This is a genomic window from Labrys sp. Lb11 (assembly GCF_057554225.1).
The window spans coordinates 40356-65305 of sequence record NZ_BAAJOT010000005.1 but is presented as its reverse complement, the minus strand read 5'-3'; the positions used below and the strand labels follow the sequence as shown (position 1 = coordinate 65305).

General features: G+C 69.5%; 25 protein-coding genes. 9 read left to right on the top strand and 16 right to left on the bottom strand.

The window, feature by feature from the left end:
- The first annotated feature begins 53 nt into the window (after positions 1-53).
- On the top strand, positions 54-1292 hold the full coding sequence (locus AC27L4_RS19005; protein WP_487143916.1) for an FAD-dependent oxidoreductase: 1239 nt from the start codon (positions 54-56) through the stop codon (positions 1290-1292).
- On the opposite strand, the gene AC27L4_RS19000 is transcribed toward AC27L4_RS19005, so the two are convergent.
- The 8 genes from AC27L4_RS19000 to AC27L4_RS18965 all read right to left on the bottom strand — a co-directional run bounded on the left by AC27L4_RS19000 (position 1283) and on the right by AC27L4_RS18965 (position 6213).
- Positions 1283-2581: a class I SAM-dependent methyltransferase gene (locus AC27L4_RS19000; protein WP_487143915.1), complete on the bottom strand. Its 1299-nt coding sequence runs from the start codon at positions 2579-2581 to the stop codon at positions 1283-1285. The genes AC27L4_RS19005 and AC27L4_RS19000 overlap by 10 nt on opposite strands.
- A gap of 44 nt (positions 2582-2625) precedes the next feature.
- Positions 2626-2895: an usg protein gene (locus AC27L4_RS18995; protein WP_487143913.1), complete on the bottom strand. Its 270-nt coding sequence runs from the start codon at positions 2893-2895 to the stop codon at positions 2626-2628.
- A gap of 165 nt (positions 2896-3060) precedes the next feature.
- Positions 3061-3519 carry a c-type cytochrome gene (locus AC27L4_RS18990; RefSeq protein ID WP_487143912.1) on the bottom strand — a complete coding sequence of 153 codons (459 nt, stop codon included), beginning with the start codon at positions 3517-3519 and terminating at the stop codon, positions 3061-3063.
- On the bottom strand, positions 3516-4118 hold the full coding sequence (locus AC27L4_RS18985) for an SCO family protein (RefSeq protein WP_487143910.1): 603 nt from the start codon (positions 4116-4118) through the stop codon (positions 3516-3518). Before AC27L4_RS18985 ends, AC27L4_RS18990 begins: the two co-directional genes overlap by 4 nt.
- Before the next feature lie 14 nt (positions 4119-4132).
- Positions 4133-4618: a copper chaperone PCu(A)C gene (locus tag AC27L4_RS18980; RefSeq protein WP_487143909.1), complete on the bottom strand. Its 486-nt coding sequence runs from the start codon at positions 4616-4618 to the stop codon at positions 4133-4135.
- An 84-nt stretch (positions 4619-4702) separates the two neighbouring features.
- Positions 4703-5143, bottom strand: coding sequence for a hypothetical protein (locus AC27L4_RS18975; RefSeq protein ID WP_487143908.1), 441 nt, complete (start codon positions 5141-5143; stop codon positions 4703-4705).
- 64 nt (positions 5144-5207) lie between these two features.
- Entirely contained in the window at positions 5208-5624 is a 417-nt protein-coding gene (gene dksA, locus AC27L4_RS18970; protein ID WP_487144490.1) for an RNA polymerase-binding protein DksA, read from the bottom strand.
- Positions 5625-5790: 166 nt separating this feature from the next.
- Entirely contained in the window at positions 5791-6213 is a 423-nt protein-coding gene (locus AC27L4_RS18965) for a flagellar assembly protein FliX (RefSeq protein WP_487143907.1), read from the bottom strand.
- 247 nt (positions 6214-6460) lie between these two features.
- On the opposite strand from AC27L4_RS18965, the gene AC27L4_RS18960 reads away from it, so the two are divergent.
- From AC27L4_RS18960 to flaF, 7 genes are all read left to right on the top strand, one after another.
- Positions 6461-7582, top strand: a complete 1122-nt coding sequence (locus tag AC27L4_RS18960; protein WP_487143906.1) for a flagellar basal body P-ring protein FlgI — start codon at positions 6461-6463, stop codon at positions 7580-7582.
- Positions 7582-7905 carry a rod-binding protein gene (locus AC27L4_RS18955; RefSeq protein ID WP_487143905.1) on the top strand — a complete coding sequence of 108 codons (324 nt, stop codon included), beginning with the start codon at positions 7582-7584 and terminating at the stop codon, positions 7903-7905. Before AC27L4_RS18960 ends, AC27L4_RS18955 begins: the two co-directional genes overlap by 1 nt.
- Before the next feature lie 34 nt (positions 7906-7939).
- Complete coding sequence (locus AC27L4_RS18950) at positions 7940-8422, top strand: hypothetical protein (RefSeq protein ID WP_487143904.1); 483 nt, start codon at positions 7940-7942, stop codon at positions 8420-8422.
- A 197-nt stretch (positions 8423-8619) separates the two neighbouring features.
- Positions 8620-9000 carry a flagellar protein FlaG gene (locus AC27L4_RS18945; RefSeq protein ID WP_487143902.1) on the top strand — a complete coding sequence of 127 codons (381 nt, stop codon included), beginning with the start codon at positions 8620-8622 and terminating at the stop codon, positions 8998-9000.
- A 156-nt stretch (positions 9001-9156) separates the two neighbouring features.
- Positions 9157-10578 (top strand): flagellin N-terminal helical domain-containing protein, encoded by a 1422-nt coding sequence (locus tag AC27L4_RS18940; RefSeq protein WP_487143901.1) that lies wholly within the window; start codon positions 9157-9159, stop codon positions 10576-10578.
- Positions 10579-10688: 110 nt separating this feature from the next.
- Positions 10689-11129 carry a flagellar biosynthesis repressor FlbT gene (gene flbT, locus AC27L4_RS18935; RefSeq protein WP_487143900.1) on the top strand — a complete coding sequence of 147 codons (441 nt, stop codon included), beginning with the start codon at positions 10689-10691 and terminating at the stop codon, positions 11127-11129.
- Entirely contained in the window at positions 11110-11430 is a 321-nt protein-coding gene (gene flaF / locus AC27L4_RS18930) for a flagellar biosynthesis regulator FlaF (RefSeq protein WP_487143899.1), read from the top strand. The genes flbT and flaF overlap by 20 nt, the downstream gene beginning before the upstream one ends.
- Positions 11431-12015: 585 nt before the next feature.
- Here flaF and AC27L4_RS18925 read toward each other — a convergent pair.
- The 8 genes from AC27L4_RS18925 to AC27L4_RS18890 all read right to left on the bottom strand — a co-directional run bounded on the left by AC27L4_RS18925 (position 12016) and on the right by AC27L4_RS18890 (position 23323).
- Positions 12016-13557, bottom strand: a complete 1542-nt coding sequence (locus AC27L4_RS18925; protein ID WP_487143898.1) for a hypothetical protein — start codon at positions 13555-13557, stop codon at positions 12016-12018.
- Between the two features lie 165 nt (positions 13558-13722).
- Entirely contained in the window at positions 13723-15579 is a 1857-nt protein-coding gene (gene flgK, locus AC27L4_RS18920; RefSeq protein WP_487143897.1) for a flagellar hook-associated protein FlgK, read from the bottom strand.
- Between the two features lie 28 nt (positions 15580-15607).
- Positions 15608-16975, bottom strand: coding sequence for a flagellar hook protein FlgE (locus AC27L4_RS18915; protein WP_487143896.1), 1368 nt, complete (start codon positions 16973-16975; stop codon positions 15608-15610).
- Positions 16976-17150: 175 nt separating this feature from the next.
- The gene (locus AC27L4_RS18910) at positions 17151-18194 is read right to left on the bottom strand and encodes a YcjF family protein (RefSeq protein ID WP_487143895.1); all 1044 of its coding nucleotides are present in this window, start codon (positions 18192-18194) and stop codon (positions 17151-17153) included.
- 32 nt (positions 18195-18226) lie between these two features.
- Positions 18227-19690, bottom strand: a complete 1464-nt coding sequence (locus tag AC27L4_RS18905; RefSeq protein ID WP_487143894.1) for a YcjX family GTP-binding protein — start codon at positions 19688-19690, stop codon at positions 18227-18229.
- Between the two features lie 116 nt (positions 19691-19806).
- Positions 19807-20601 carry a FadR/GntR family transcriptional regulator gene (locus AC27L4_RS18900; RefSeq protein WP_487143893.1) on the bottom strand — a complete coding sequence of 265 codons (795 nt, stop codon included), beginning with the start codon at positions 20599-20601 and terminating at the stop codon, positions 19807-19809.
- Between the two features lie 2 nt (positions 20602-20603).
- The gene (locus AC27L4_RS18895) at positions 20604-22250 is read right to left on the bottom strand and encodes a GMC family oxidoreductase (protein ID WP_487143892.1); all 1647 of its coding nucleotides are present in this window, start codon (positions 22248-22250) and stop codon (positions 20604-20606) included.
- Positions 22247-23323 (bottom strand): ABC transporter ATP-binding protein, encoded by a 1077-nt coding sequence (locus AC27L4_RS18890; RefSeq protein ID WP_487143891.1) that lies wholly within the window; start codon positions 23321-23323, stop codon positions 22247-22249. The genes AC27L4_RS18895 and AC27L4_RS18890 overlap by 4 nt, the downstream gene beginning before the upstream one ends.
- Positions 23324-23540: 217 nt before the next feature.
- On the opposite strand from AC27L4_RS18890, the gene AC27L4_RS18885 reads away from it, so the two are divergent.
- Positions 23541-24935 (top strand): extracellular solute-binding protein, encoded by a 1395-nt coding sequence (locus tag AC27L4_RS18885; RefSeq protein ID WP_487143889.1) that lies wholly within the window; start codon positions 23541-23543, stop codon positions 24933-24935.
- Positions 24936-24950: the final 15 nt, after the last annotated feature.

The window sequence follows — 24950 nt, the reverse complement described above, 5'->3', positions numbered from 1 at the left end:
TGCCGTGCCCGCCATCCTGCCACGCTTTCCCGCTCCGGCAACAGCCCGATCGCATGCTCCCTCCCCTGACCATCGCGATCGCCGGCGCCGGCGTGGCGGGCCTGGCCGCGGCCTGCTTCCTGCATGATGCAGGCCATCGGCCCGCGATCTTCGAGCGCTTCGATGCGGCAAGGCCCGTCGGCGCCGGCCTGCTGATCCAGCCGACGGGCCTGGCGGCGCTGGAGCGCCTCGGCCTGCGGGAGCCGGCATCGGCGCTGGGCCAGCGGATCGAGCGCCTCCGCGGCAGCGCCGAGGGCCGCGTCATCTTCGACCTGCGCTATGACTGGCTGGCGCCCGGGCTCAGCGGCCTGGCCATGCACCGCGCCAGCCTGTTCCACGTGCTGTGGCAAGCGGTGACCGAGCGCGGCATCGACGTCGTGGCCGCCGCCGACATCGCCGACCTCGACGAAGGGAGCAAGGGGATCACCCTGCACGATGCCGCGGGACGGCGCTTCGGCCCGTTCGACCTCGCCGTCGACGCCAGCGGCGCCCGCTCGGCCCTGCGCCGCCGGCTCGGTCCGGTGGCGATCCGCCCGTTCCGCTACGGCGCGGTCTGGGGCGTCGGCCGCCACACCGGCTTCGACCGCGACGCCCTGCAGCAGCGCTACCGCCGCGCCAGCATCATGGTCGGCGTGCTGCCGATCGGCCACCTGCCCGACGATCCCGCCCCGCTCGATGCCTTCTTCTGGAGCCTGCCGGCCGACGACCACGGCGCCTGGGCGGCACGCGGCCTGCCGCGTTGGCGCGACGAGGTCGCGGCCGTCTGGCCGCAGACCCGGGCTCTGGCCGAGCAGTTCAGCGCGCCGGAGGAGCTCTCGCCGGCGCGCTACGCCCAGCTCACGGTGAAGCGGCCCTGGCGCGGCCGGCTGGTGCTGGTGGGGGACGCCGCGCACCAGACCAGCCCGCAGCTCGGCCAGGGCGCCAACATGGCGCTGCTCGACGGCGCGGCGCTGGCGGACGCGCTGACCGCGGCCGGGAGCCTCGAGGCCGCCCTCGACGCCTATGCCGCGCGCCGGCGGGCGCATGTGCGCTTCTACCAGGCGGCCAGCGCCGTGCTGACGCCGTTCTTCCAGTCCGATTCGGCCGCGGCCGCCGCGTTGCGCGATCTCGCCTTCGGCCCGATGGCGAAGCTTCCCTGGCTGCGCCGGGAAATGGTCCGGACGCTCGCCGGCCTGAAGACGGGACCGCTCTCCGCGCGCTCGACGCAGGAGCTGGCCGGCATGGCGGCGGGCCGGCTGCCGGCTCAGGAATAGAGATCCTCGCGCGTCGGCGGCAGGCCGGACGGGCCCTTGGCCTTGCGCGAGGCCAGGGTCTGGAAGATGCCGACGGCGGAGCGCTCGAAAGCCAGCGAGCAGCCGGCGAGGTACAGCAGCCAGATGCGGGTCTTGGCCGCCCCCACCTCCTTGGCGGCCGCTTCGCGCGCGGCGTAGAGGTTCTCGGTCCAGGCCCGGGTCGTGCGCTGATAATGCTCGCGCCAGGCCTCGACGTCGTGCACCTCGAAGCCGTGGCGCTCGAGGTTGGTCACCGACATGCCGACGGTGTCGAGCTCGCCGCCGGGAAAGATATAGCTGGTCAGCGCGGCATATTCCGGCCGCTTCTTGCGGAACTTCTTCATGTCGCGCTTGGCGGGCCGGGCGATGGCATGGTGCAGGTAGAGCCCGCGCGGCCGCAGCAGCCCGTGGATGTGGGTGAAGTAGCGGTCGTGGTTGTCGATGTCGACATGCTCGAACATGCCGATCGAAGCGATCTTGTCGTAGCGGCCCTCGAGGTGGCGATAATCCTTCAGCTCGAGGGTGATGCGATCCTCCAGGCCAAGCCGGGCGACCTTGGCGCTGGCGAAGTCGAACTGCTCCTGCGACAGCGTCACGCCGCGGGCGGTCACGCCGTAGTGCTGGGCGGCGTGGCAGACCAGAGCGCCCCAGCCGCAGCCGATGTCGAGGAAGCGCTCGCCCGGCTGCAGGCGCAGCTTGCGGCAGATCATGTCGAGCTTGGCGACCTGCGCCTCGTGCAGCGTGCTGTCCGGCCGCTGCCAGTAGCCGCAGGAATAGGCCATGGTCTCGTCGAGGAACAGCGCATAGAACGCGTTGGACAGATCGTAGTGGAACTGGATCAGCGCCTTGTCGTCACGTCCGTCCTCGACCTTGTCCGGCACGGCGCCGGCATAGGCATGCCCGGCCGCGGCCTCCTTCGGCGCCCGGCGGATCAGGAACGGCCAGAGGTTGCGGGCGAGCTTGAGCTTGCTCAGTCGCCGGAACAGGCCCTTGGTGTTGACCGAGCCGCGCCGCTCGGCGAGGTCCAGCAGCGTGCCGCCCTCGATGGCCAGGCTGCCGTCGGCCAGGCATTCGATCAGCCGGGCGAGGCCGGGGCGGCGGACCAGCCGTGTCAGCACCTCCGGACCGGCGACCTTCAGGCGCAGATCCGTTCGCGCCTGCGGTCCCAGGGGCAGGACCTCACCCGTCCACAGCTCGACGGCCAGATCCGCCTGCAGAACCTCGGCCACATGGGCAATCAGCCGCTGCGCGGCCCGTTCATATTTGTCCACACCGCCTCCGCGCGACGCCGGCGGCGATGTGGCCCGCAAACGCCTCAGTGAATCCTGAACTCGCTGCCGATCGTCCGCAGCTCGGCCGGACCGATCAGCCCGGAATGGGCGACGGTGACCGAATGCAGCATGCCATCGAGCCTGGAGCGCCAAAAGTCCAGAAACTTCTTCAGCTCGGGAAACAGCGGCGCAAGGTCGTAGTCCTGCCAGATATAGGTCTGCAGCAGGGCGGGATGGTCGGGCAGGCGGTAGAGGATATTGGCGGTCGTCAGACCGTAGCCTTCGATCTGGCGGCGGAACGCAACTGACACCATTGCGGAAACCTCCATATCAGCGACGACAGCCAGATTGCAGCGCAAACGTGAAGCATTCGCAAATGAAATCGCAGATTATCGTGCGATATCAGTTGTTTATCACTCATTGCGACAGACTGCTGCCAAGGGCGGGGGCGCCTCGCCGCCGCCGGCCGGGCCGGCGGATCAGCGCGAGGCGCCGCCGACCCTGTTGATATAGGAGACGACAGCCTGGCGCTGTGCGGAATCGCCGATGCCGGGAAAGATCATGCGGGTGCCGGGGACGACCCGCTGCGGCTCGGCGATGAAGCGCGACAGCGTGTCCTCGTCCCAGACCAGCCCGCTGTCGCGCATGGCCGGCGAGTAGGGATAGCCGCCCTGCCCGGCCTTGCGCCCGATCAGCCCCTGCAGCGACGGCCCGGACGTGTCGCGGGCGCCGACGCCGATCTGGTGGCAATGGGCGCAGGGCTCGAAGACCGGATCGAAGGTCTCGGCCGGCGGCATGGCCGGGGCGTCGGCCGTTGCCACGACAGCCGTCGAAGGCGCGTCGGCCGCCCGCCGCACCGCGATCGCGACGCCGGCCGCCCCGCCGGCGACCAGCGCGAGGACGACGGCCAGCGCCGCCGGGGGAACGCGCCGGCTCACGAGGCCAGCGCCCGCCGCATCTTGGCGAGAGCCGCGTCCCGGGCCTCCTGGTAGTCGATCAGCGTCACCAGATCGCCCTTGGCGTTCAGGAGGTAGACCGCGGTGGAATGGTCGAAGGTGTAGCTGTCGCCTTCGCCGACCTTCTTGGCATAGACGTGGAAGGACTTCAGCACCGAGGCGATCTGCTCCGGCGTGCCGGTGGCCGCGGTGATGCGCGGATCGAAGCTCTCCAGATAGACCTTGAGCAGCGCCGGGTCGTCGCGGGCCGGATCGATCGAGATGAAGACGACATTGAACTTGTCGCCATCCGCTCCCAGGGCCTTGAGCCGGTCACTCATGTCGGTCAGCGTGGTCGGGCAGGCGTCGGGGCAATGGGTGTAGCCGAAGAAATAGGCGGTCGGCTTGCCTAGGAAGGACTTGTCCGTGACGGTCCTGCCGTCCTGGTCGGTCAGGCTGAATGGTCCGCCGATGGTGCTCGTCTGGACCGATCCGACGGGCGAGAACCAGCCGAAGCTGGTGTAGCCGAGCGCCAGCACGGCCACGGCCAGCACCGTGGCGCCCCAGACGCCGTAGGCGATCATCTTCATACGGGACGACATCGCTTGGTCCCTCCTCATTCGGCCGGCATATGGGCATCATGGCCGGCGCCCTTGGCTCCGATGGCCTCGACCGAGAAGTCGAGCTCGACGGTGCCGGCCTTCTCGAAGACCAGCGTGCCCTCGACCATCTCGCCTTCCTTCAGCGGGCGCTTGAGGCCGGTGAACATGATGTGCTTGCCGCCGGGCTTGAATTCGACCGTGCCGCCGGGCGGGATCTCCACCCCGCCCTCGATCGGCCGCATGGTCATGACGCCGTCCTTGACCGACATGTCGTGGGCCTCGAAGCCGTCGGCGGCGGAGAACGAGCCGCCGATCAGCCTGTCGGCCTCCTTGCCGGTGTTCTCGATGGCGGCATAGCCGCCGGCGACCTTTGCGCCCGGCGGGGTGGCGCGGGTCCAGGGATGGTGGATGACGATGCCGCCGACCTTGGCCTGGTGGGCGAAGGCGGAGGCGGTGACGGCGAGGAGCGCCAGGGCGCCCGCGAGATGGATCATGCGCATGGTGGAGTCCCGAACCATCGCCGACGGCACGGAGGCGCGTCGGTCGCGATGGGAATGACGGTGGGAAGGGCGAGGTGGCGGCGGCTAGACCGCCGGCGGGCCGCGCGCGCGATGCGCCGACCAGGCAGGACCGCCCGCCATGCGCTGCGGCACGGTCGGCCGCTCCTCGGGCGCGAGGACGAAGAGCACGGGCGCCGGCACCGGCTGAGGCGCGGCGAGCACCGCCGCCAGCCGCATCAGGCACTGGTCGCAGTCGTGATGGAGCCCGCTCTTGCCGGTGTCGTCGCCGGCGCCGTCGTCGGTCTGGCACAGCGTGACGGCAATGCCGGCGATGGTCACCGTCGCCTTCGCGGCGCCGTCATAGGCCCCGGCGCCATGGCCGAGCCCGCCGGACACCAGCCCCGCCACCAGCAGGGCGGCGAGGAGGCGGCGCATCAGGGCGTGGAACGGCTCGGCCATGCCCGATGACCATAGGAGGCCGGGACGGAAGTCAAGCACGGCGGACGCGACAAATGGCGCAGCCATGCCGGCTTCGTGAAAACCGGCCCCGGAAAGCCGAAACCCGGCGCTGGCACCGGGTTTCGGGAGTTCAGTCGTCGCGATAGACGCGCTCGCGGCGTTCGTGCCGCTCCTGCGCCTCCAGCGACAGGGTCGCTATCGGCCGAGCATCGAGACGGCGGAGCGAGATCGGCTCCCCCGTCTCCTCGCAGTAGCCGTAGGACCCGTCTTCGATGCGCGACAACGCAGCATCGATCTTGGAGATCAGCTTGCGTTGCCGGTCGCGGGCCCGCAGCTCGATCGCGCGATCCGTCTCCGACGAGGCGCGGTCGGCCAGGTCGGGATGATTCTCGTTCTCGGCCTGCAGGTTCGCGATGGTGTCCTGTGCTTCCCGGAGGATATCCTGCTTCCAACTCAACAGCTTGCGGCGGAAATAATCACGCTGCCGCTCGTTCATGAAGGGCTCGTCGTCACTCGGACGGTAATCAGCGTCCAAACTCATCGACATCATCTGCCGACTCTCCACTGCACCTGGGGCGTGGTCTATAGTCGGACAAGGTCGCCGGGACAATCGTCAAGAACGTCATCGGACGGTCGAAATGCCGGCCGCTTCGACATCTCGTCGTCAAATATCTGCGATCGCAGTGTTATTTTCGGCTTTCCGGCAGCCCGGCTCAGGCCGGCCGCCGTTCCAGCTTGGCCAGTTCCACTGCGGCACGCAGGTCGATCTCGGACAGGACCCCCTCCAGCACCGGGTCGTCGACGCTCTCGCGCGCATCGTGCAGCAGCGCCGAGAGCCGCGAGGAATCGGCCGTGGAGACGGCGCCGCCGAGCAGGGCGATCTTGAGCTCGTCGAGCATGTCGAGCAGGCTGTGGCCGCGGCGCATGGCCTTGCGACGACGCCCGAGCGGATCCTCGACCGCCTGCAGCGCCAGCATCGCCTCCAGACCCGAGAGGGCGGGAGCGGCCCGGCTGGCCGCCGCTTCGGGCGCGCCCTCCGCCGACCCGAGGGAGAAGCGCGATCCGCCCCCCGGGGCGCGGGCGGCCGCGCCGAAGGGACGGGCGTCGATGATGCGTCCGGAGCCGTCGATGCGCATGCGGGATCTCGTCGGTCACTCGATATGGCCATGGATCGGCCATCATGGTTAACAACCGGTAAAGAAGGCGGCAATTTTTGCCGCCGGCACCCGGCAGAGCCTGCCGCGCGAGCTCCGCGAGCCGGCGACCGAGGAAGAGCATTCATGATTTAAATCATGACGTTACCCCTTGTTTTGCAATTGGCAGGCCTCTTGCAGCCACGATCGGGACCGCCGGCCGTGCCGGCAGCAACCCGTCGGATCCGCCATGCCTTCGCGCTTCCTCCCCCGGCTTGCGACGCTGCTGATCGGCGCCGCGCTCGCTTTCGCGGCGGCGCCGGCCCAGGCTGAATCGCGAATCAAGGACATCGTCGACGTCGAAGGCGTGCGTGAGAACCAGCTCATCGGCTACGGCTTGGTGGTCGGCCTGAACAACACCGGCGACACGCTCAACAACACCGCCTTCACCAAGCAGTCGCTGACCGCGATGCTGGAACGGCTCGGCGTCAACACCCGCGGCGCCAACTTGCGCACCGGCAACGTGGCGGCGGTGATGGTGACGGCCAACCTGCCGCCATTCGCCACCCAGGGCACGCGCATCGACGTCAGCGTCTCGGCGCTGGGCGATGCCAAGTCGCTGCAGGGCGGCACGCTCCTGGTGACGCCGCTGCTCGGCGCCGACGGCGAGGTCTATTCGGTGGCACAGGGCTCGGTCGCCATCGCCGGCTTCCAGGCCGAGGGCGCGGCGGCCAAGATCACCCGCGGCGTGCCGACCGTCGGGCGCATCGCCAATGGCGGCGTGGTCGAGCGGGAGATCGTCTTCGACTTCTCCAAGCTGACGATGCTGCGCCTGGCCCTGCGCAATCCCGACTTCACCACCGCCAAGCGCATCGCCGCCGCGATCAACGAATATCTCGGCCAGCCCGTCGCCCAGCCGACCAATCCCGGCACGGTCGGCATCAGGGTTCCCGGCCGGTTCAACGGCAACATCGTGCAGTTGCTGACCGAGGTGGAGCAGCTCAGGGTCGACCCCGACCTGCCGGCCAAGGTGATCATCGACGAGCAGTCCGGCATCATCGTCATGGGCCGGGACGTGCGGGTGTCGGAAGTGGCGATCGCCCAGGGCAACCTCACCGTCACCATCACCGAGACGCCGCAGGCGGCGATGCCGGCCCCCTTCACCAACGCGCCGCCCGTGGTGCTGCCGCGCACCGGCATCAGCGTCGACGACAGCTCGAACCGGCGGCTCGCCACCGTGCGCGCCGGCGTGACCCTGAACGAACTGGTCGACGGGCTCAACGCGCTCGGCGTCGGCCCGCGCGACCTCATCTCGATCCTGCAGGCGATCAAGGCCGCCGGCGCGCTGCAGGCCGAGATCGAGGTGATGTGATGGCCGCCCTCTCCTTCCATCCCGGTGGCGGCCGCGTGCTGCCGACGCTCGACACCGGCCGGACGGCCGCGCCCGGCACGCCGCAGGCCAAGGCGCGCGCCTCCGCGCAGGAATTCGAGTCCGTCTTCCTAAACACCATGATCGAGGAGATGTTCACCGGGATCGGCAAGGAAGGCCCGCTCGGCGAGGGCGAGGCCGGCGGCGCCTGGCGCAGCCTCCTGGTGCAGACCTATGCCGGCGGCATCGCCAAGAGCGGCGGCATCGGCATCGCCGACAGCGTCTATCGCGACATCCTCGCCCTGCAGGAAAGCCGGGGCGCCTGATGCGACGTCATATCCCCCAAGCCAAGGAGCCGCCATGACGGACCCCGCCCCGCTTCCCCTGACCGCGCGCGTCATCGCCACCCCGGCCGACGCCGAGACCCTGTGCGCCGAGATCGGCGGCCTGCTCGACCGGCTGGTGCCGATCCTGGCCGAGGAAACGCGCCTGGTCCGCGATGCCCGGATCAAGGCGGCGACGCAGTTGCACGAGGCCAAGGCGGAGCTGTCGCGCCAATACGCCCTGGCGCTCGAGACGCTGCGCGCCAACGCCGCCATCGTCGGACGCCACGCGCCGGTGCTGGTCGACCAGTTGCGCTGCCGGCAGGAGGCGTTCCGCGGCGAGCTGCAGGTCAACATGGCGGTCCTGGCCACGGCCCGCTCCGTGTCCGAGACGCTGGTGCGCGGCGTCGCCGAGGAGGTCGCCAGCCGGAACTCGGCCCGCACGTACGGCGCCGCCGGCGCCATGTCGGGCTTGTCGCGCAACGCCGCCCGCCCGATCGCGGTCTCGCGCTCGCTCTGAAGCCACCCTCGCGGCATCGGCCGCCGGGGACGGCAGAACGCCCTGCCCCCGACGGCCGGCGTGACCTCGAGGTCCCGCCGCCGAATCACGTGGGCCCGCGTGATTCACCCTATTCCCTAACGGGGACTTAACTCGCCTTCGCGATCGTCACGTTGCAGGCTACAGAAGGAGGGCTTGCTCGGCCGCAGGAGGTGGCGATGGATGCAGGAGCGCTCAGGCAATCGTTCAGCACCGCGCCCGTCGAGCCGGTACGGTTCGACACGCTGGCGCCGCGCGGAGCGGTGGCGACCGAACTGCCGCCCCGGCAGAGCGTGACGGCGCCGGTGCGGCACGAGGCCATGCGCACGGAGCTTTCGCCGCACGCGGCCACGCTGTCGCGGCTGGCCGAGACCTTCCAGCGCAGCGGCGAGGCGCGCTACGAGCGCGACCGCAAGACCGACACGCTGGTGTTCAAGCGGCTCGACCCGGATACGGGCGACGTCATCCTGCAGATCCCCAGCCAGGCCCTGCTGGGCCTGCGCGCCTATCTCAAGCAGATCGAGGACGCCGCGCCCGCCGCCGTCGAGAAAACCGCCTGAGCCGGCCGGCAAGCTTTCCTTCACCAAGCCGGCAAAGTCAGGGATCGGCGGAAATCCGGGATATCCGCTTAACGCCTTCTTAGAGCCTGCCGGTGCATCCATGACCTCGCTCTCAGGATGAGAGCGTCTCAAGCTTCCTAGGAAGGGAAGACCATCATGGCTTCGAACATCACCCTGTCGGCGGGTGTGCGCTCCAACCTGCTCAACCTCCAGCAGACCGCCGCTCTCAAGGACCTGACCCAGGGCCGCCTCTCGACCGGCAAGAAAGTCAACTCCGCTCTCGACAACCCGTCGAACTTCTTCACCGCCGCCGCCCTGACCAGCCGGTCGAGCGACCTCACCAACCTGCTCGACGGCATCTCCAACGGCATCCAGACGCTGAAGGCGGCGGACAACGGCATCAGCGCCATCACCACCTCGATCGAGTCGCTGCAGGCGACCGTGCGCCAGGCCCGCCAGGACAAATCCTACAAGAACGCCTCCTACTCCCTCGACAGCAGCCTGACCGGCGCGACCGCCAAGAACCTGACGCTCAACGGCGGCCAGGGCGTCGGCAACGTCTCGGTGGCCCTCAACAACACCGTCGTGACCGGCGGCGCCTACACCGCCACCGCCGGCACGTTCACGATCCAGAACGACAAGCTCAACGGCAATGTCGCGGTCTCGGCGACCCTCACCGCAGCCGACACGGTGGACGATGCGGTCAACAAGATCAACGCGTCGCTCAACGCGGCGACCGGCGGCAACGGCGGCATCACCGCGACCAACGACAACGGCGTCATCAAGCTGACGGCCACCGGCGGCAACAGCGCCATCACCGTGGGCGGCACGGCCTCCGCCGGCGTCTTCGGCGCGGGCACCACCTCCTACACCGCCAAGACGGTCGACCAGATCGCCGACAGCGTCAACGCCGACACGAGCCTGGCCGGCAAGGTCCGCGCCTCCAACGACAGCGGCAAGCTGCGCATCGAGAACTTCTCGACCAGCGACCTGACGGTCACCGGCTTCAACGCCGGCTCCTCGACCTTCGACGGCGGCACCGGCACCCGCGTGATCGGCGGCAACGAGGTGCGTCAGAACCTGGTGACGCAGTTCAACGAAGTGCGCGACCAGCTCAACAAGCTGGCCGACGATGCCTCCTTCAACGGCATCAACCTGCTGCGCGGCGACACGCTGAAGCTCAACTTCAACGAGACCTCGACCTCCAGCCTGACGATCCAGTCGAAGGATCCCAACGGCATCAGCACGACGACGCTGGGCATCGACGCGGCGACCGTCACCGAGTTCGGCTCGGACGACGCGCTCGACGCCCGCCTCGGCAAGCTCACCGACGCCCTGACCACGCTGCGCTCGCAGTCGGCGGCCTTCGGCTCGAAGCTGTCGATCGTGCAGAACCGGCAGGACTTCACCAAGGCGCTGACCAACACGCTGCAGGTCGGCTCCGACAATCTGACGCTGGCCGACACCAACGAGGAAGGCGCCAACCTGCTGGCCCTCAACACCCGCCAGCAGTTGCAGACGACCTCGCTGTCCTTCGCCTCGCAGGCGGACCAGGCGGTCCTGCAGTTCCTGCGCTGAGCCCGGCCGGGCCCATCAAGCACCACGACGGCGGCGCTCCGGCGCCGCCGTTTTGCTTTTGTGCGATGCACGCTACCCTACCCCCGGCGGCGACTCGGCAAGGAGCTCCCATGTCCCTGAAAGTGGAACTCAAGCATGGCGAACGCATCATCCTCGGCGATTCGCTGATCACGAACGAGGGCGGGCGCACCAAGCTCACCATCGCCGGCGACGCGCCGCTGCTGCGCGAGAAGGACATCATGACGCCGGACGCCGCCGACACGGTGGCCAAGCGCATCTACCTCGCCGTCCAGGGCATGTATCTGTCGAAGACGCCGGCCGATCACCACCCGGCCTATTTCGCGCTGGTCCAGGATCTGATCACCGCGGCTCCTTCGACGCTGCGAATCGTCGAGAGCATTAACAATAGAATTTTAACTGGCAGCATGTACAAAGCTCTCAAGGATGCTCGCGAACTGATCGAGTACGAACAGGAATTGATGGCGCATGCAGAGCGGGGCGAACGCCTACTACAAGACCGCGACCGTGACGATGAGCCCTCGCGAACTTGAGGCATCGCTTCTGCTGAAGGCGGCTCGCCAGCTGCAGGCCGTCGAAGACAATTGGAACGACAAGCGCAGAGACCTTGCCGATGCGCTCGAATACAACAAGAAACTCTGGACGTTTCTTCTGGCGGCCGTGACCAACCCGGAGAATCCGCTCCCGGTCGGCATCCGCGAGAACGTCGCCAATCTCGGCATCTTCATCCTCGGCCAGATCCTCGACACCGCCCAGGCGCCGTCGGTCGACAAGATCAAGGTCCTCGTCAACCTCAACCGGGAACTCGCCAGCGGCCTGAGACCACCGGCCTGATACAGCTTCATTCGAGATCGGCAGACCGGGGCGGGGAAGCCAACGGACGCCTGATTGCGCGGGATAGGGTTTTGCGTACCCGCCACATGTCATCCCCCTGGATCTCCGGATCCGGGGGGATCGTCGTTTGCATCGGCAAAGGATCGGGCTTGTCTGCGTAGGCGCCAAGATCGGACCGGACCATGCCACAGCTCGAAAAGGCGGCGTCTTCTCAGCCGTCATGGCCGGACTTGATCCGGCCATCCACGCGAACATGGCGACTCAGGGCTATCGTCGCCCGATTCTGTGTCGTTGGCGTCCGCGTGGATGGCCGGATCAAGTCCGGCCATGACGCGATTGAACGGATGAGCCCATTTCCCCAACGATCGCTTATCTTAGCGCCTATGGGATCAAGTCCGGCCATGATGGCTGAGAGGACGAGCCCAAAGCGCAATCGTCAAGCGACTCGCGTATCTGCCGACGAAGCCAAAGGCTCCGGCCGCCACGACCGGACGCCCTCCCCTCGTCCCCGAGGAGAGCCGGGCGGCCGGTGCCGGTTCGGACGCGGCGCTGCGCACCGTCCCGGAGACGGGACGTCGGGCCGCCTCAGGACAGGAAGTTGACCAGCGTCAGCTTGGAGAGCATCGCCGTCGTCTGGTAGCTCGCCTGCAGCCGCGTCTGCACCGCCAGCAGCGAAGCGGCCACCGTCTCGTCATTGGCGTCCTCCACCCCGGAGACCAGGTCCTGGGCGGTGTTGATCGCGAGCTTGTGGCGGTCGCCGGCGGAGGCGGCCGCGCGCTGGGCGCCGGCGAGTTCGGTGGTGATGGCCGTCACCGTGCCGGAGCCGCCGCCGGTCTGCAGGGCCGAGCGGACGCGGTCGGACAGGGCGGTGTTGCGGGCTGCCGCCTGGGTGTCGCCCGACGGGTAGACCTCGGCGGCGAACAGGGCCAGCGCCCCGACCACCTTGGCGATCCCGGTCTCTTTGGCCCGCACCCCGTAGTCGACGGACATCGACGTGTCGATCCTGGCCGTCGCCGACTGGCGGGCGCCGACGGATGGATCATCGTCGCCGGTGTACCAGACGACCGTGTCGGTGGGCGTTGCGCCGCGCAGCGCCGTGGCGGTGGCGGCCGTCGCCGGCGGCGTCAGGTCGACGCGCCTCGGCGGCGTGTGGGGGCCGCCGGCAAAGAAGTCCTGTGCCGCGACCACCGAGGAGGAGGCGGCCAGCGTCGTCTGCGAGCGGGTGTCGAGGTTGCCGACCACGGCGTTGCGCAGGTTCTTCACCGTCTCCGCCACCGTGGCGCCGATGCGGAACTGGCCGGCATCGGCGCCGTCCGGACTGGCCGTCGCGGTCAGGGTGATGTCGTCGGTGGTGCCGTCCGGCAGGGCCAGGGTGAGACGGATGGTCTGCCCCTCGCTCGGCTGGGCCGAGAGCGAGACCGACATCTGCGGCGGCGTGCCGCCCGGGCCGGCGACGGCCGCACCCGGCATCGTCGTCGCCCCGCCGGCCAGCTTGAAGCCGAACGGATGCACCCCGTCCTGGCGCAGGGTGAAGCCCGTGGCGCTCGGCGCGGAGATGTCGAGCCGTCCGACCTTGTCGGTTCCGACCAGGTTGACGTCGACGACGCCGCGATCCGCGGCGCGCCGCTCGGCGATCACGCCGCGCAGGCCGATCGCCGTGCCATCGCCGTCCAGGATCTTGTCCGCGGTCATCACCGGGCTGGCGCTGGTCGCCCGGCCGCCGAAGATGTAGCTGCCGGCGATGTCGGTGCCGAGCAGCGACAGCGCCTCCTCGAGGCGGGAGCGGGCGTCGATCTGCGGGCGGGTCTGGCCGTTGGCGACGATGACGTTGTCGGTCGGGTCCGTGTCGGAGCGCTGCTCGGAGGCCAGCGTGCTCAGCCGCGTGAGCGAGGTGGACAGGGTGCGGATGCGCAGGTCCACGTCGCTGATCGTGCTGCCATAGCCCTGGAGCTGGCTGATCTGCGCCCGCATGGCGAGCGAGGTGGCGCGCCCGGTGCCGAGCCCGCCATAGGTCTGCGAGAGCTTGCCGGAGGAGAGCTGCCAGGTGAGATCGTCGAAGGTCGAGCGCAGCTCGACCATCGAACGCCCGAGGGCCGCCGAGAGCAGGTTGCCGGAACCGATCTGCATCGCTATCGCTCCCTAAGCAGCTTCTCGTGGCTCTCGCCACGATTGACTTGGCATTTTCAATGCAAAATCAATGCTGCTCGAATTTATAAGTGTAAGCAGGTTCGAGAGAACCTGCTTAGAAGGCATTTCGCCCGATTGAAATCGACATCATGATGCCAGCCTGTCCTACATGTTCATCAATGTCTTCAGCATGTCCTGGATGGTGGACATGACGCGGGCATTGGCGGCGTAGGCGTTCTGCAGGCTCAGGAGATTGGACATCTCGGTGTCGATGTTGACGCCGGACCCGGCCTTGAGCTTGTCGGTGAGGGCATTGACGACGATGCGCTGGCCGGACTCGATGTTCTTGGCGACCTCGGTCGCCCTGCCCTGGGCCTCGACCACCGTCCGGGTGAACGACCCGACCGTGCCGGTGAAGGGACTGGCCGAGCCGCCGATGCCGGTGTCCGGCTGGAAGGGCATCTGCGTCCTGGTCAGGGCGTCGAGGATGGCCTGGGGCCGGGCGGCATCGCCGGACTGGATGCCGGGGCCGTACTGGACCAGCAGGGAGGAGTCGGCGAGGACGGCGCGGTTGACGGTGATGCGCCCGGCGAAGCCGGTGCGCTGCGACATCCCGTTCTCGAAATTGCCGGTGTAGGGCGCGCCGCCGCTGCCGTCGACGAACAGGGGCAGCGGCGTGCCCTGCCCGCTCGTCGCCGTGTTGGTCACCGAGGCGCCGAGCCCCGTGACGTCGGTGGAGCCGCCGGCGCCGTCGTCGAGCACCGTGATGGTCGAGCCGGTGCCGGACACGGTGAAGCCGGCGCCGAGCCTGGCGGAGACCGCGGCCCGCGCCCCGGCCGCTCCGCCGGCGTAGCCGACCACCTCGACCTTGGAGGCCCCGCCATTGGCGGAGGCCGGCAGCGGCAGGGGCGTGCCCGAGCCGACTTCGACGAAGACCACCTGCCTGGCGACGCCGCCGCTGGAGTAGGAGACGGTCAGCGGGTTGCCCTTCTGCAACCCTGCCATGTCGAGCGAGAAGCCAGTCTGGCCGCCGGCGCCGGCCGGGGTGCCGGCCACCGTCCTGTTGGACAGGGCGAGCGACATCTGCGCGGCGATGGTGTCGAGCTGGGTCTGGGCCTGGACCAGCGTGGTGTCCCGCAGCTCGACGAGGGCGGCGATCTTGCCGGAGCGGATGAGATTGGTGCCGATCATGTCGGCCGTCGAGCCGTCGGATGCGGTCAGCGTGATCGTGCCGACGCCGCGCTTGGCCGGATCGGTGCCGTAGAGCGCCTGGGCCCCGAGGTCGCCGCGGCTGTCGAAGGCGAGCCTGGCGGGCTGGCCGTCGAAGAGCAGGGCGCCGGAGCTGGTGAAGACCGCGATCCTGTTGCCCCCGGCGGGCGAAACCTTGATGTCCATCAGCGTGGCGAGCTGGGCGATGTAGCCGTCGCGCTCGTCGAGCAAAGCCGGCGGCACATCGCCGCCCGCGACCGTCTTGTCGATCTGGTCGCTGACGCGCTTCAGCCCGGCAAGGGCGTCGTTGGCGTCCTGGACCGATTGGGCGATCTGCATCTCGGCCCCGCTGCGCAGGTCCTGGATGTCGGAGCTGATGCCATTGAGCTGCTGAGCCAGCACCTGGGCGCTGTTGAGCGCCTCGGTGCGGGCGGTGCTGCTGTCCGGGGTCGAGGCCAGGGCCTGGATCGACGTGGTGAAGCTGTTGAAGATGCCGTCGAGCGAGTTGGCACTGCCCGGCGTGCCGAACAGCGTGTCGAGCCGGCTGTGATAGTCGAGCTTGGTGGCGGCGAAACTGCCGCCGGCCGATTCCGTCCAGAGCTGCTTCTGCACCAGCGTGTCGAGCAGGCGCGACACTTCGCCGGCGCGCACGCCCGTGCCGTTGCTCCCCGACACGCTCTCCAAGTTGAGCTGGACCCGGCGCGAATAGTTCGCCGAACCGGCATTGGCGACATTGTTGGCGACGATGCCCATGCCGGACTGCGTGGTGCGCAGCCCCGACAGGGCCGACATCAAGGCGCTGGAAAGGCTCATGGCCGGCCCCTGCTATACCTGAAGCGGATCAGCGCTTCATGCCGAGGGTTTCCTGCATCATCTGGTCGGCGGTCGAGACGATGCGGGTGTTGGCCGAATAAGCCTGCTGCGTAACGATCAGCTTGGAGAACTCCGTGGCGATGTCGGTGTTCGAGCCTTCGACCGAGGAGCCGGTGATCTGGGCGGAGGCGCCGAGGATCGGCGGACCCGAGGCGAGCGTCTCGGCGAAGGCGCCGCCGTCGCGCTTTTGCAGCGCATCCTGCCCGTTGAACGCGGCCAGAGTGACGCGGGCGATCTCCAAGGTCTGGCCGTTGGAGTAATTGGCGACGATGCGCCCGCCGTCGTTGACGGCGACGCCGATGACCTCGCCGGCCGAATAGCCGTCCTGCGACAGGTTGTTGACCTTCACCGTGCCGTTGGCGTCGGCATATTGCGTCAGTCCCTTGCTGCCGAAATCCAGGCTGACATTGCCGAGGGTGACGCCGGCGACCGCGACGCCGGTCAGCGACACCACGCCGCTCGCCGGGCTGGTCATCTGCCCCGACGCGTTGAACTTGAAGTCGGTGCCGACATTCTGCCAGGCGACGTCGCCGGCCGCGGTCGGCGCGGAGTCCTTCAGGTAGAACAGGTTCCAGGTCGCATCCGGCGTGCTGGCGGTCTTGGCCCAGCGGAACTGCAGGTTCACCGGATTGCCGTTGGCGTCGTAGCTGGTGACGGCCCCGCCGGAGATCGAGTTGGCCAGGAAGCTGGTCGTCTCGTTCTTGGAGATGGAGGTGCCGGCCGGTCCGGCCGGATTGATCAGCGCGCCCGGCAGGAGCTCGCTGCCGGGCACCTTGGTGTCGGCCTTCGATGTCAGCGGGAATTGCGGCAGGTTGGCCCGATAGCTGACGGTCTGCGTCTGCTTGGCCGGCAGGAAGTCGTTGGTGAGCTGCACGGGCGCCGGGAGGCTGGACGAGGGATTGCCGGTGGCCGGATCGACCGGCAGCGCCTTCAGATAATAGCCGGCGCCGTTGACGAGGTAGCCGTCCTTGTCGAGGGCGAAATCGCCACGGCGGGTGTAGAGGCTCTCCGAGCCGAAGACCGGCCTGCCGTCGACCGTGCCGGCCTTGTTCGCCAGCACGAAATAGCCGTCGCCGTTGATCGCCATATGGGTGGCGATGTCGGACCCCTCGATGCCGCCCTGCACGCTGTTGGTCGAGCGGGTGAGCGCCCGCACCGAGCCGGAGGTCTGCATCCGCGCGTCGCCGTCGGCGGACACCAGGTCGGAGAAGCTGGTGTCGTTGCGCTTGTAGCCGACGGTCTGCGAGTTGGCGATGTTGCCGGAAATGTTCTCCAGGGCGAAGGACTGCGCCCTCAGTCCGCTGACCGCCGTCGACAAGGCGTTGAAGATGCCCATACCCCTGCTCCGAATGCACCCGCGCCGATGCGGCGCAATGACCCGCGGAGGTATCTGCAGGGGACGTGCCAGAAAATAAGCACGTCCGATCAATGTGTTGCAGGCAAGGCGAGCCTAGAGGGCGGCAAAAACGGCCGGCACGCCGGCAGAAATTGCCGGCCGGCGCGGCCCGGCCTCAGTCCGCCGGCCGCCCCTCGGCCGCGGGCCTGTCCTTGGCGAACAGGCCGCCGGCGACGTCGGCGACGGTCGGCTGCGGCAGCACGGTGAAGGGCAGCGGACGCGTGGCCGCGATGGCGGCGAGGCCGAGCCGGGCGATCAGGATGCCGTTGAGCACCCCTTCCCCCAGCTTGGCGGAGATACGCGAGGCCAGGCCATGGCCGAGCGCCTGGCTGACGATGGAATCGCCCGCCGCCATGCCGCCGGTGATCGCCAGGTTGCCGAGCGCGTGGCGCAGCAGGCGGATCAGGCCGAGCCCGCCCGGACGCCCGCCATAGAGCGTCGCCAGCCGGCGGATGAGGCGCAGCGTCTCGCCGGCCACGAACAGGATGTCGACCAGCGCCCTCGGGCTGACCGCCGTCACCAGCGACACGCGCTTGGCGGCGTCGGCGACGATGCGGCGGGCCTCGGCGTCGAGCGGGGCCATCAGCTCGCGCTCGGCGACGCGCACGAGGTCGGCGCCGTCGACGATCTCGCGGGCCGCGCCTTCGACCACGGCGCGGGCGCGGGCGGTGCGCGGGTCGCTGCGATAGAGCCCGACGAGGTCACCGACCAGGCGGCGGGCCAGGTCGCGGTCGTCGCGGGCGACGGCATCGACGGCCCGGTCGTGCAGGCCCTCGATCCGCGACAGCCGCATCAGGCCGGCGATCTCGCGGATGGCGATGGCGAGGAAGGCGAGCGCTGCGAGGGCCGCGAGCGCGGCGCCGAGCCAGCCGAGCCAGTCGGCATAGGAGAACAGGTCGTCGATCAGCCGGGTCACCGACAGGCCGACGGCCAGCGAGACGAGGCCGCCGACGGCGCTCCAGAACAGGGCGCCCCAGCGCGAGCGGCGCGGCCTCTGCGGCGCCGGGTCGACCATGCCTTCGGCGGCGGCGTCCGGCTCGGGCGTCACCACGACGGCGCCGCGCAGGCCGGCGGCGGGCCGTTCCGCGCCGGGATCGGCGACCACGACCTTCGGGTCGTCGAGGCGGAAGGCGCGGGGCTTGCGACGGTCGTCGGTCATGGGGTCACGCCAATGTGTCGTCGGTCATGGGGCTAGGCCAGCTTGTCGCCGATCAGGAATTCCAGCGCCCGGTCGAGGCGGATATGCGGCAGCACCCGCCCCGGCTCCACCAGTGGCGGGCGGAAGCGGATGAAGCGATAGTCGGCCCGCTCGCCCGCGCCGTTCTCCAGGCCGGCGAAATAGGCCTCGGAGAACACGGCCGCCGGGTCGAGCGGCAATTCGCCGGGGAAGACCGCGATCTCCGCAGTGCCGTCGAAGACCTCGGTGGGGGAGGATTCGCCCGCCATCGGCGTGCCGACGATGCAGGGCAGGCTCTCGCGTCCCTGCTTCACCGTCGCCTCGCGCGTGGCGCGCACGGAGGCCAGCGCCACCACGTCCACCTCGGCCCCAGCAAAGGCGGCGTGCTCGATGGCACCGTCGGCGAGGCGGCGCAGGATCGCCTCCAGCCGGTCGTGGCTGGTGTGGTGGAGATGGTCGGCCTTGGTGGCCGCGAACAGGATCTTCTGCACCTTGGGCCGGAAGATCGCCGAGAACCAGGAGTTGGTCCCGACCCGGAAGGCCGACAGCACCGAGGCCAGGGCGTTCTCCAGGTCCCGCACCGCCTGCGGCCCGGCATTGAAGGCGGCGAGCGCGTCGACCAGCACGATCTGCCGGTCGAGCCGGGCGAAATGCTCGGTGAAGAAGGGCCGGATCACCTTGTGCTTGTAGGCCTCGAATCGCCGCTCCATCATCGCATGCAGCGAGCCGGCCTCCGGCTTCGCACCCTCGGCGAGGTCGAGCGGCGCGAAGGTCAGGGCCGGCGAGCCCTCAAGGTCGCCGGGCATGAGGAAACGGCCGGGCGGCAGCGTCGACAGGGCGAAGCGCGCATCGCGCCCGGCCTTGAGATAGGCGGTGAAGAGCTGGGCGGCGACGCGCGCCGCGCCTTCGTCCGCCGGCCCTTCCGGCACGAGGCCCGCCAGATGGGCATGCCAATCGGTGGCGAGGGCGAGGCGCGAGCCGCCGCGGCTGGCGGCCAGGGTCTCGGCCGACCACTCGGCATAGGCTTTCTGCAGGAGCGGCAGGTCGAGCAGCCATTCGCCGGGATAATCGACGATGTCGAGCGTCAGGGTCGACATGGAGGAGCCGAAGCGGCGAGCCGACTGGAACTCGATCACCAGCCGCAGCTCGGAAATCTGCCGGGTCGAATCCGGCCAGCGCCGGTCCGGGCCGGTGAGATCGGCCAGATGCACCTCGTAGTCGAAGCGCGGCACCGTGTCGTCGGGCTGGGGCGACAGGGAAGCACGGGCGATTCGCCCCTCCGCCTGCGCCCGGAACACCGGCAGCCGCCCTCCCTCGACCAGGGCCTGCACCATGGCGGTGATGAACACGGTCTTGCCGGCACGCGACAGGCCGGTGACGCCGAGGCGGACGGTGGGATGGAGCGTGCCCGCCGCATAGTCGGCGATGCTCCTGGCCGCGATCCAGGCCTCGTCGACAAGGGAACTCCAACTGGGCATCGGGCGATGCTCATCCTCTCAGAAACGCTCGGACAGGACGCCATATGGCGATGCCGGCCGGATTGTGCGAGGCATGAACCGCGCCGCCGCCTTCATCCGGCGGCCGGCAGCGACAGTCAACCGGCCGTATCGGCCGCAGCGCGGTCCCGACCGGCCAGGGCGGCGCGCATCTCGGCGAGATGGCGGGCATTGTTGAGGAGGAGCTCGCGCATCACCGCCCGGGCCTCGGCGGCATCGCGGCGATGCACGGCCTCGGCCACCCGGCGATGCTCGCCCAGATATTGCGGAATGTCCTGCTTCACCTTGATCGCAAGGGCGAAATTGGCCTGCAGCACCACGGCGACCGTCCGCACCAGGCTGAGCAGCAGCTTGTTGTGGGTCGCCTCGAACAGGCGCTGATGGAACAGGATGTCGGCCTCCACCGCCCGGGCCTCGTCGTTCGCCCGCTCCTCCATCTGCTCCAGCGCCTCGAAGATGCGCAACGTCTCCGTCACGCCGGCGCATTCGGCGGCCAGCGCCGCCGCCTCCGGCTCGATGATCAGGCGCAGGGCGCTGAGCTCGTCGACCAGCTCGTCGCGCTTGGCCGGGTTCTCCAGGGTCCAGGCAATGATCTCATGGTCGAGATGGTTCCAGTCGGACGCGCCGAGCACGGTGGTGCCGGCGCGGCGCTCGGTGCGCAGCAGTTGCTTCTCGCCGAGCACCTTCACCGCCTCGCGCACGACATTGCGGCCGACGCCGTAGCGCGCGGCGAGCTCCGCCTCGACGGGCAGCACCGTTCCGGCGGGAATCTCGCCGAAGACGATGCTTCGCCCGATCGCCTCGATGGTCCGGTGCAGCAGCGAGCCCGCCCGCTGCTTCGTCCCGGCCCTGCCCGCTCCGCCCGGTGCGGTGGCCCGCCTGCCCCGCGCCATGGTCAGGCTCCCGCGGCCGCGGCGGCCGCCCCGGACGGCTCGCCGCGGATGATCGCCACCGCCCGGTCGCCCATGGCCAGCGCCGGCGCATTGGTGTTGCCCGAGGGAATCAGCGGCATGGCCGAGCAGTCGATGACGCGCAGGCGCTCGACGCCGCGCACCCGCAGCCTGGTGTCGAGCACCGCCATGGCGTCGCCCTCCGGTCCCATGCGCGCGGTGCCGACCGGATGGTAGTTGGTCTTGACCGTCTTGTTGCAGAACCTGCGCAACGCCTCGTCGCTTTCGGCCTCGGCGCCGGGCAGCATCTCGTGCGCGATCAGGCCGGCCGCCGGCTTCGTCGCCAGCAGCCGGCGGGCGAAGCGCATGGAGGCGATGGTCAGGCGCAGGTCGTCGGGGTCGCCGAAGAAGTTGGAGTTCACCAGCGGCTTGTCCATCGGGTCGGCCGAGCGCAGCCGCACCGTGCCGCGCGCCTTGGGGCGCAGCAGGCAGGAGGTGAGCGTCACGCCGTGGGTCGGCTTCTGGTCGGTGACGTCCCGGTCGAGATAGACGATCGGAGCGCAGTAGAGCTGGATGGTCGGCCGCTCGCCGCCGTCCGGATCGTAGAAGGCGCAGCAGTCGACGCCGATGGTGGTGACGGGACCGGAACCGAACAGGAGATATTGCAGGCCGTTGCGCAGCATGCGCCAGCCGCGATCCTCGCCGAAATAGCCGGCCGACCGCTTGGTGGTGGCGGCGATCACCGGAACCTCATGATGGTCCTGCAGGTTCGAGCCGACGCCGGGCAGGTCGGCCACCACGCCGATGCCGTGCCCGGCGAGATGCTCGGCCGGGCCGAGCCCGGACAGCATCAGGAGCTTGGCGGTGTTGTAGGTGCCGGCGGCGACCAGCACCTCCTCGGCCGCCCGGGCCTGCACCACCTGGCCCCGGCGGACATATTCGACGCCGACGGCCCGGCTCCCCTCGAACAGGATGCGCGTCACCAGCGCTCCGGTCTCGACGGTCAGGCGCGGGTCGGCGCGCACCTGCGACAGGAAGGCCCGCACCGCGTCGCAGCGTTCCAGCCGCCCGGAAGGGCCGGGGCCGAAGGTGTTCTGCATCGGCCCGACCCCGGCCTGGACCGCGCCGTTGAAGTCGGGATTGTAGGGGATGCCGCAGCCCTGGGCCGCCAGCACGAAGGCGCGGGACATCTCGGCCATGTAGCCGGGGTCGCAGACCTGCAGCGGCCCGCCAATGCCGTGATAGGCGTCGTTGAGCCGGCTGTTGCCCTCCATGCCGCGGAAGCTCTTCAGCATGTCGGCATAGGACCAGCCGGAATTGCCACCGAGAAAGGCGTCCCAGCCATCATAGTCCTGGCGCTGGCCGCGCATGTAGACCATGGCGTTGACGGCGCTGCCGCCGCCGAGCACCCGGGCCTGCGGCACGATCGGGGTGCGGCCGTCGAGCTGGGGCTGCGGCACGGCCGGGTGCATCTCCAGGAACTTGTCGCGCGCGAGGTACTTCATGTAGCCGGCCGGCATGCGCATCAGCCAGTCGTACTCGGCCGGGCCGCGCTCGATCAGGAGGACGCGGGCGCCGTGGTCGCGCACGAGGCGCGTCGCCGCCACGCAGGCGGAGGAGCCGCCGCCGGCGACGATGTAGTCGAACGTCATGAGCTCTTGTCCGTCTGGGTCGGGCGGATGCGCCGCTCGGTGGCGGAGTCGAACAGGAAAATCTTCCGTCTGTCCAGCGTGAGGCCGACGCCCTCGTCGATCGCGGGGCGCCAGGAGACGTCGGCCAGGGCGGTGACGTGGGCCTCGCCCACCGACACCGTCACCTGCAGGCCGGAACCGGTGTATTCGGTGGAGAACACCCGGCCCTGGACGTCGGCGGTCCCGGGCGGCGCCAGCGTCACATGGTCGGGCCGGATGCCGAGGACGACGGCGCCGGACGCTCCCTGCCCCAGGCCGTCGATCCGCACCGCCTCATTGGCGAAGACGCCGGCCTCGAGCCTGCCGGCGAGGAAGTTCATCGGCGGCGAGCCGATGAAGCGGGCGACGAACAGCGCGGCCGGATCGTCGTAGATCTGTTCGGGCCGGCCGAGCTGCACCACCGCGCCCTTGTTCATCACCGCGACGCGGGTGGCGAGGGTCATCGCCTCGATCTGGTCGTGGGTAACGTAGATCGTCGTGGTCTCGAGCTCGTGATGGAGATGCTTGAGCTCGGCGCGCATCGACACGCGCAGGATCGCATCGAGGTTGGAGAGCGGCTCGTCCATCAGGAACAGGTTGGGCGTGCGCACGATCGCCCGCGCCAGGGCGACGCGCTGGCGCTGCCCGCCCGACAGGGCCTTGGGACGGCGGTCGAGCAGCCCCTCCAGATGCACCTTGGCGGCCGCGGCCTCGACCCGGCGCCGGCGTTCGACATCCGGCACGCCGCGCAGCCGCAGGGGATAGGCGATGTTCTCCCCCACCGTGAAGTGCGGATAGAGGCCGTAGTTCTGGAACACCATGGCGATGTCCCGGTCGCGGGCGGGACGGTCGTTCACGCGCTCGCCGCCGATCAGGATGTCGCCGGCGCTGACCGGCTCCAGGCCGGCGACCATGCGCATCGTCGTGGTCTTGCCGCAGCCCGACGGCCCGAGCAGGACCAGGAACTCACGGTCGCCGATCTCCAGGTCGAGGTTGTGGACGGCCGTGAAGCCGCCCCAGCGCTTCTCCACCCCGCGCAACGCGACATCGACCATGCCGTTCTCCCGTCCCCTCGGCGTGCGTGCTGCAGGCCGAACGAAACGCCGCAGGGCCGCCTTGACTTCTCAATCGAATAAGTCCCATTCTCAAAGTCGTCAAATCCCATTTATTCGAAAATCCCGATCGGTCCCCGCCGCAGCGCCGGCGCCCCGGTCGCCGAACCCGACGAGCCGCGGCGGCGAACGCCGGGCCGAGAACAACTGGAGGAAAGACATGTCCAAGCTTCACGGCCCGGCCGGCACGGGCGCCTTCCACCTGCCGATCGACCGCCGCAGCCTGCTGCGCGCCACGGCGATCCTCGCGGGGGCCGGCCTCATCGGCGTGTCGGGCAAGCCGGTCTGGGCCGCGGACGTGTTCGAGGAGATGAAGCCGCAATGGACCGCGGCGAAGATCGACTGGCAGCAGCAGAAGGGCCGCAAGCTGGTGCTCGGCGCCGAGCAGCATCCCTGGACCAGCGCCATCACGCCGCTGCTGCCGCACTTCACCCGCCTCACCGGCATCGAGGTCGAGGTGCAGCCGCAGTCGGAGAGCGAGTACACGGCGCAGCTGCCGATCAAGCTCGGCGCCTCCAGCCCGACGCCGGACGTCTACATGGTCTGGGCCGTCGGCCAGGCGATCCAGGCCGGCTGGCTCGAGCCGCTGGACGCCTACATGGCCGACAAGGCCCTGATCGATCTCGACTGGTGGGACGACGCCGACATCTTCGGGTCGGCCCGGGAATTCCAGAAATGGTCCGACGGCAAGCAGTACCTGATGGCGATCACCGCCGAGTCGGAGATCCTGTTCATGAACGGCTCCATGTTTGAGGCCAAGGGCCTCAAGCCGCCGGCGACCATGGACCAGCTCCTGGAAACCGCCAAGGCGCTGAAGACCGATGACGCCGCCGGCATCGCGCTGCGGGCCAAGTCGACCGGCGACAGCACCTGGCCGGTCGGCGGCTTCATCTTCAGCCACGGCGGCGCGATCATCGACCTCGACGGCAAGGTGGCGCTCAACCGGCCCGAGGCCGTCGCCGGCGTCGACACGTACGGCCGGCTGCTGCGCGAGGCCGGGCCGGTCGGCATCAGCAGCTACCAGTGGACGGAGTGCCTCAACGACTTCATGGCCGGTGCCCTCGGCATGGGCTGCGACTCCAGCAACTTCGCCACCGACATCGCCGATCCGAAGAAGAGCCAGGTCGCCGGGCACGCGGTCTACGCCATGATGCCCAAGGCCGGCGACAGGCCGGTGAAGCCGAACATGTGGCACTGGACCGCCGGCATCAATTCCCGCTCGCAGAACAAGGAGGCCGCCTTCCTGTTCCTGCAATGGGCGAACTCGAAGACGACCGCCCAGCTCGCCGCCGCCAGCGGCCTGGCGACGCCGCGCGCCTCGGCCTGGGCGTCGAGCGCCTTCAAGGACCGGTTCGGCGCCGATGCGGCGACCGCCGCGCTGGACAGCCTGAAGGCGGGCGACGGCGCCCTGTTCAAGGCGACATGGTTCCACCCCAAGGGCCCGCAGATCCTCGACGCCCTCGCCATCGCGGTGAACCAGACCGCCACCGGCGCCTCCGACGCCCAGGCGGCGCTCGACGCCGCCGCCGCGACGATCCGGAAGGTCCTCGGCTGAGGATGCCCGAGGGGA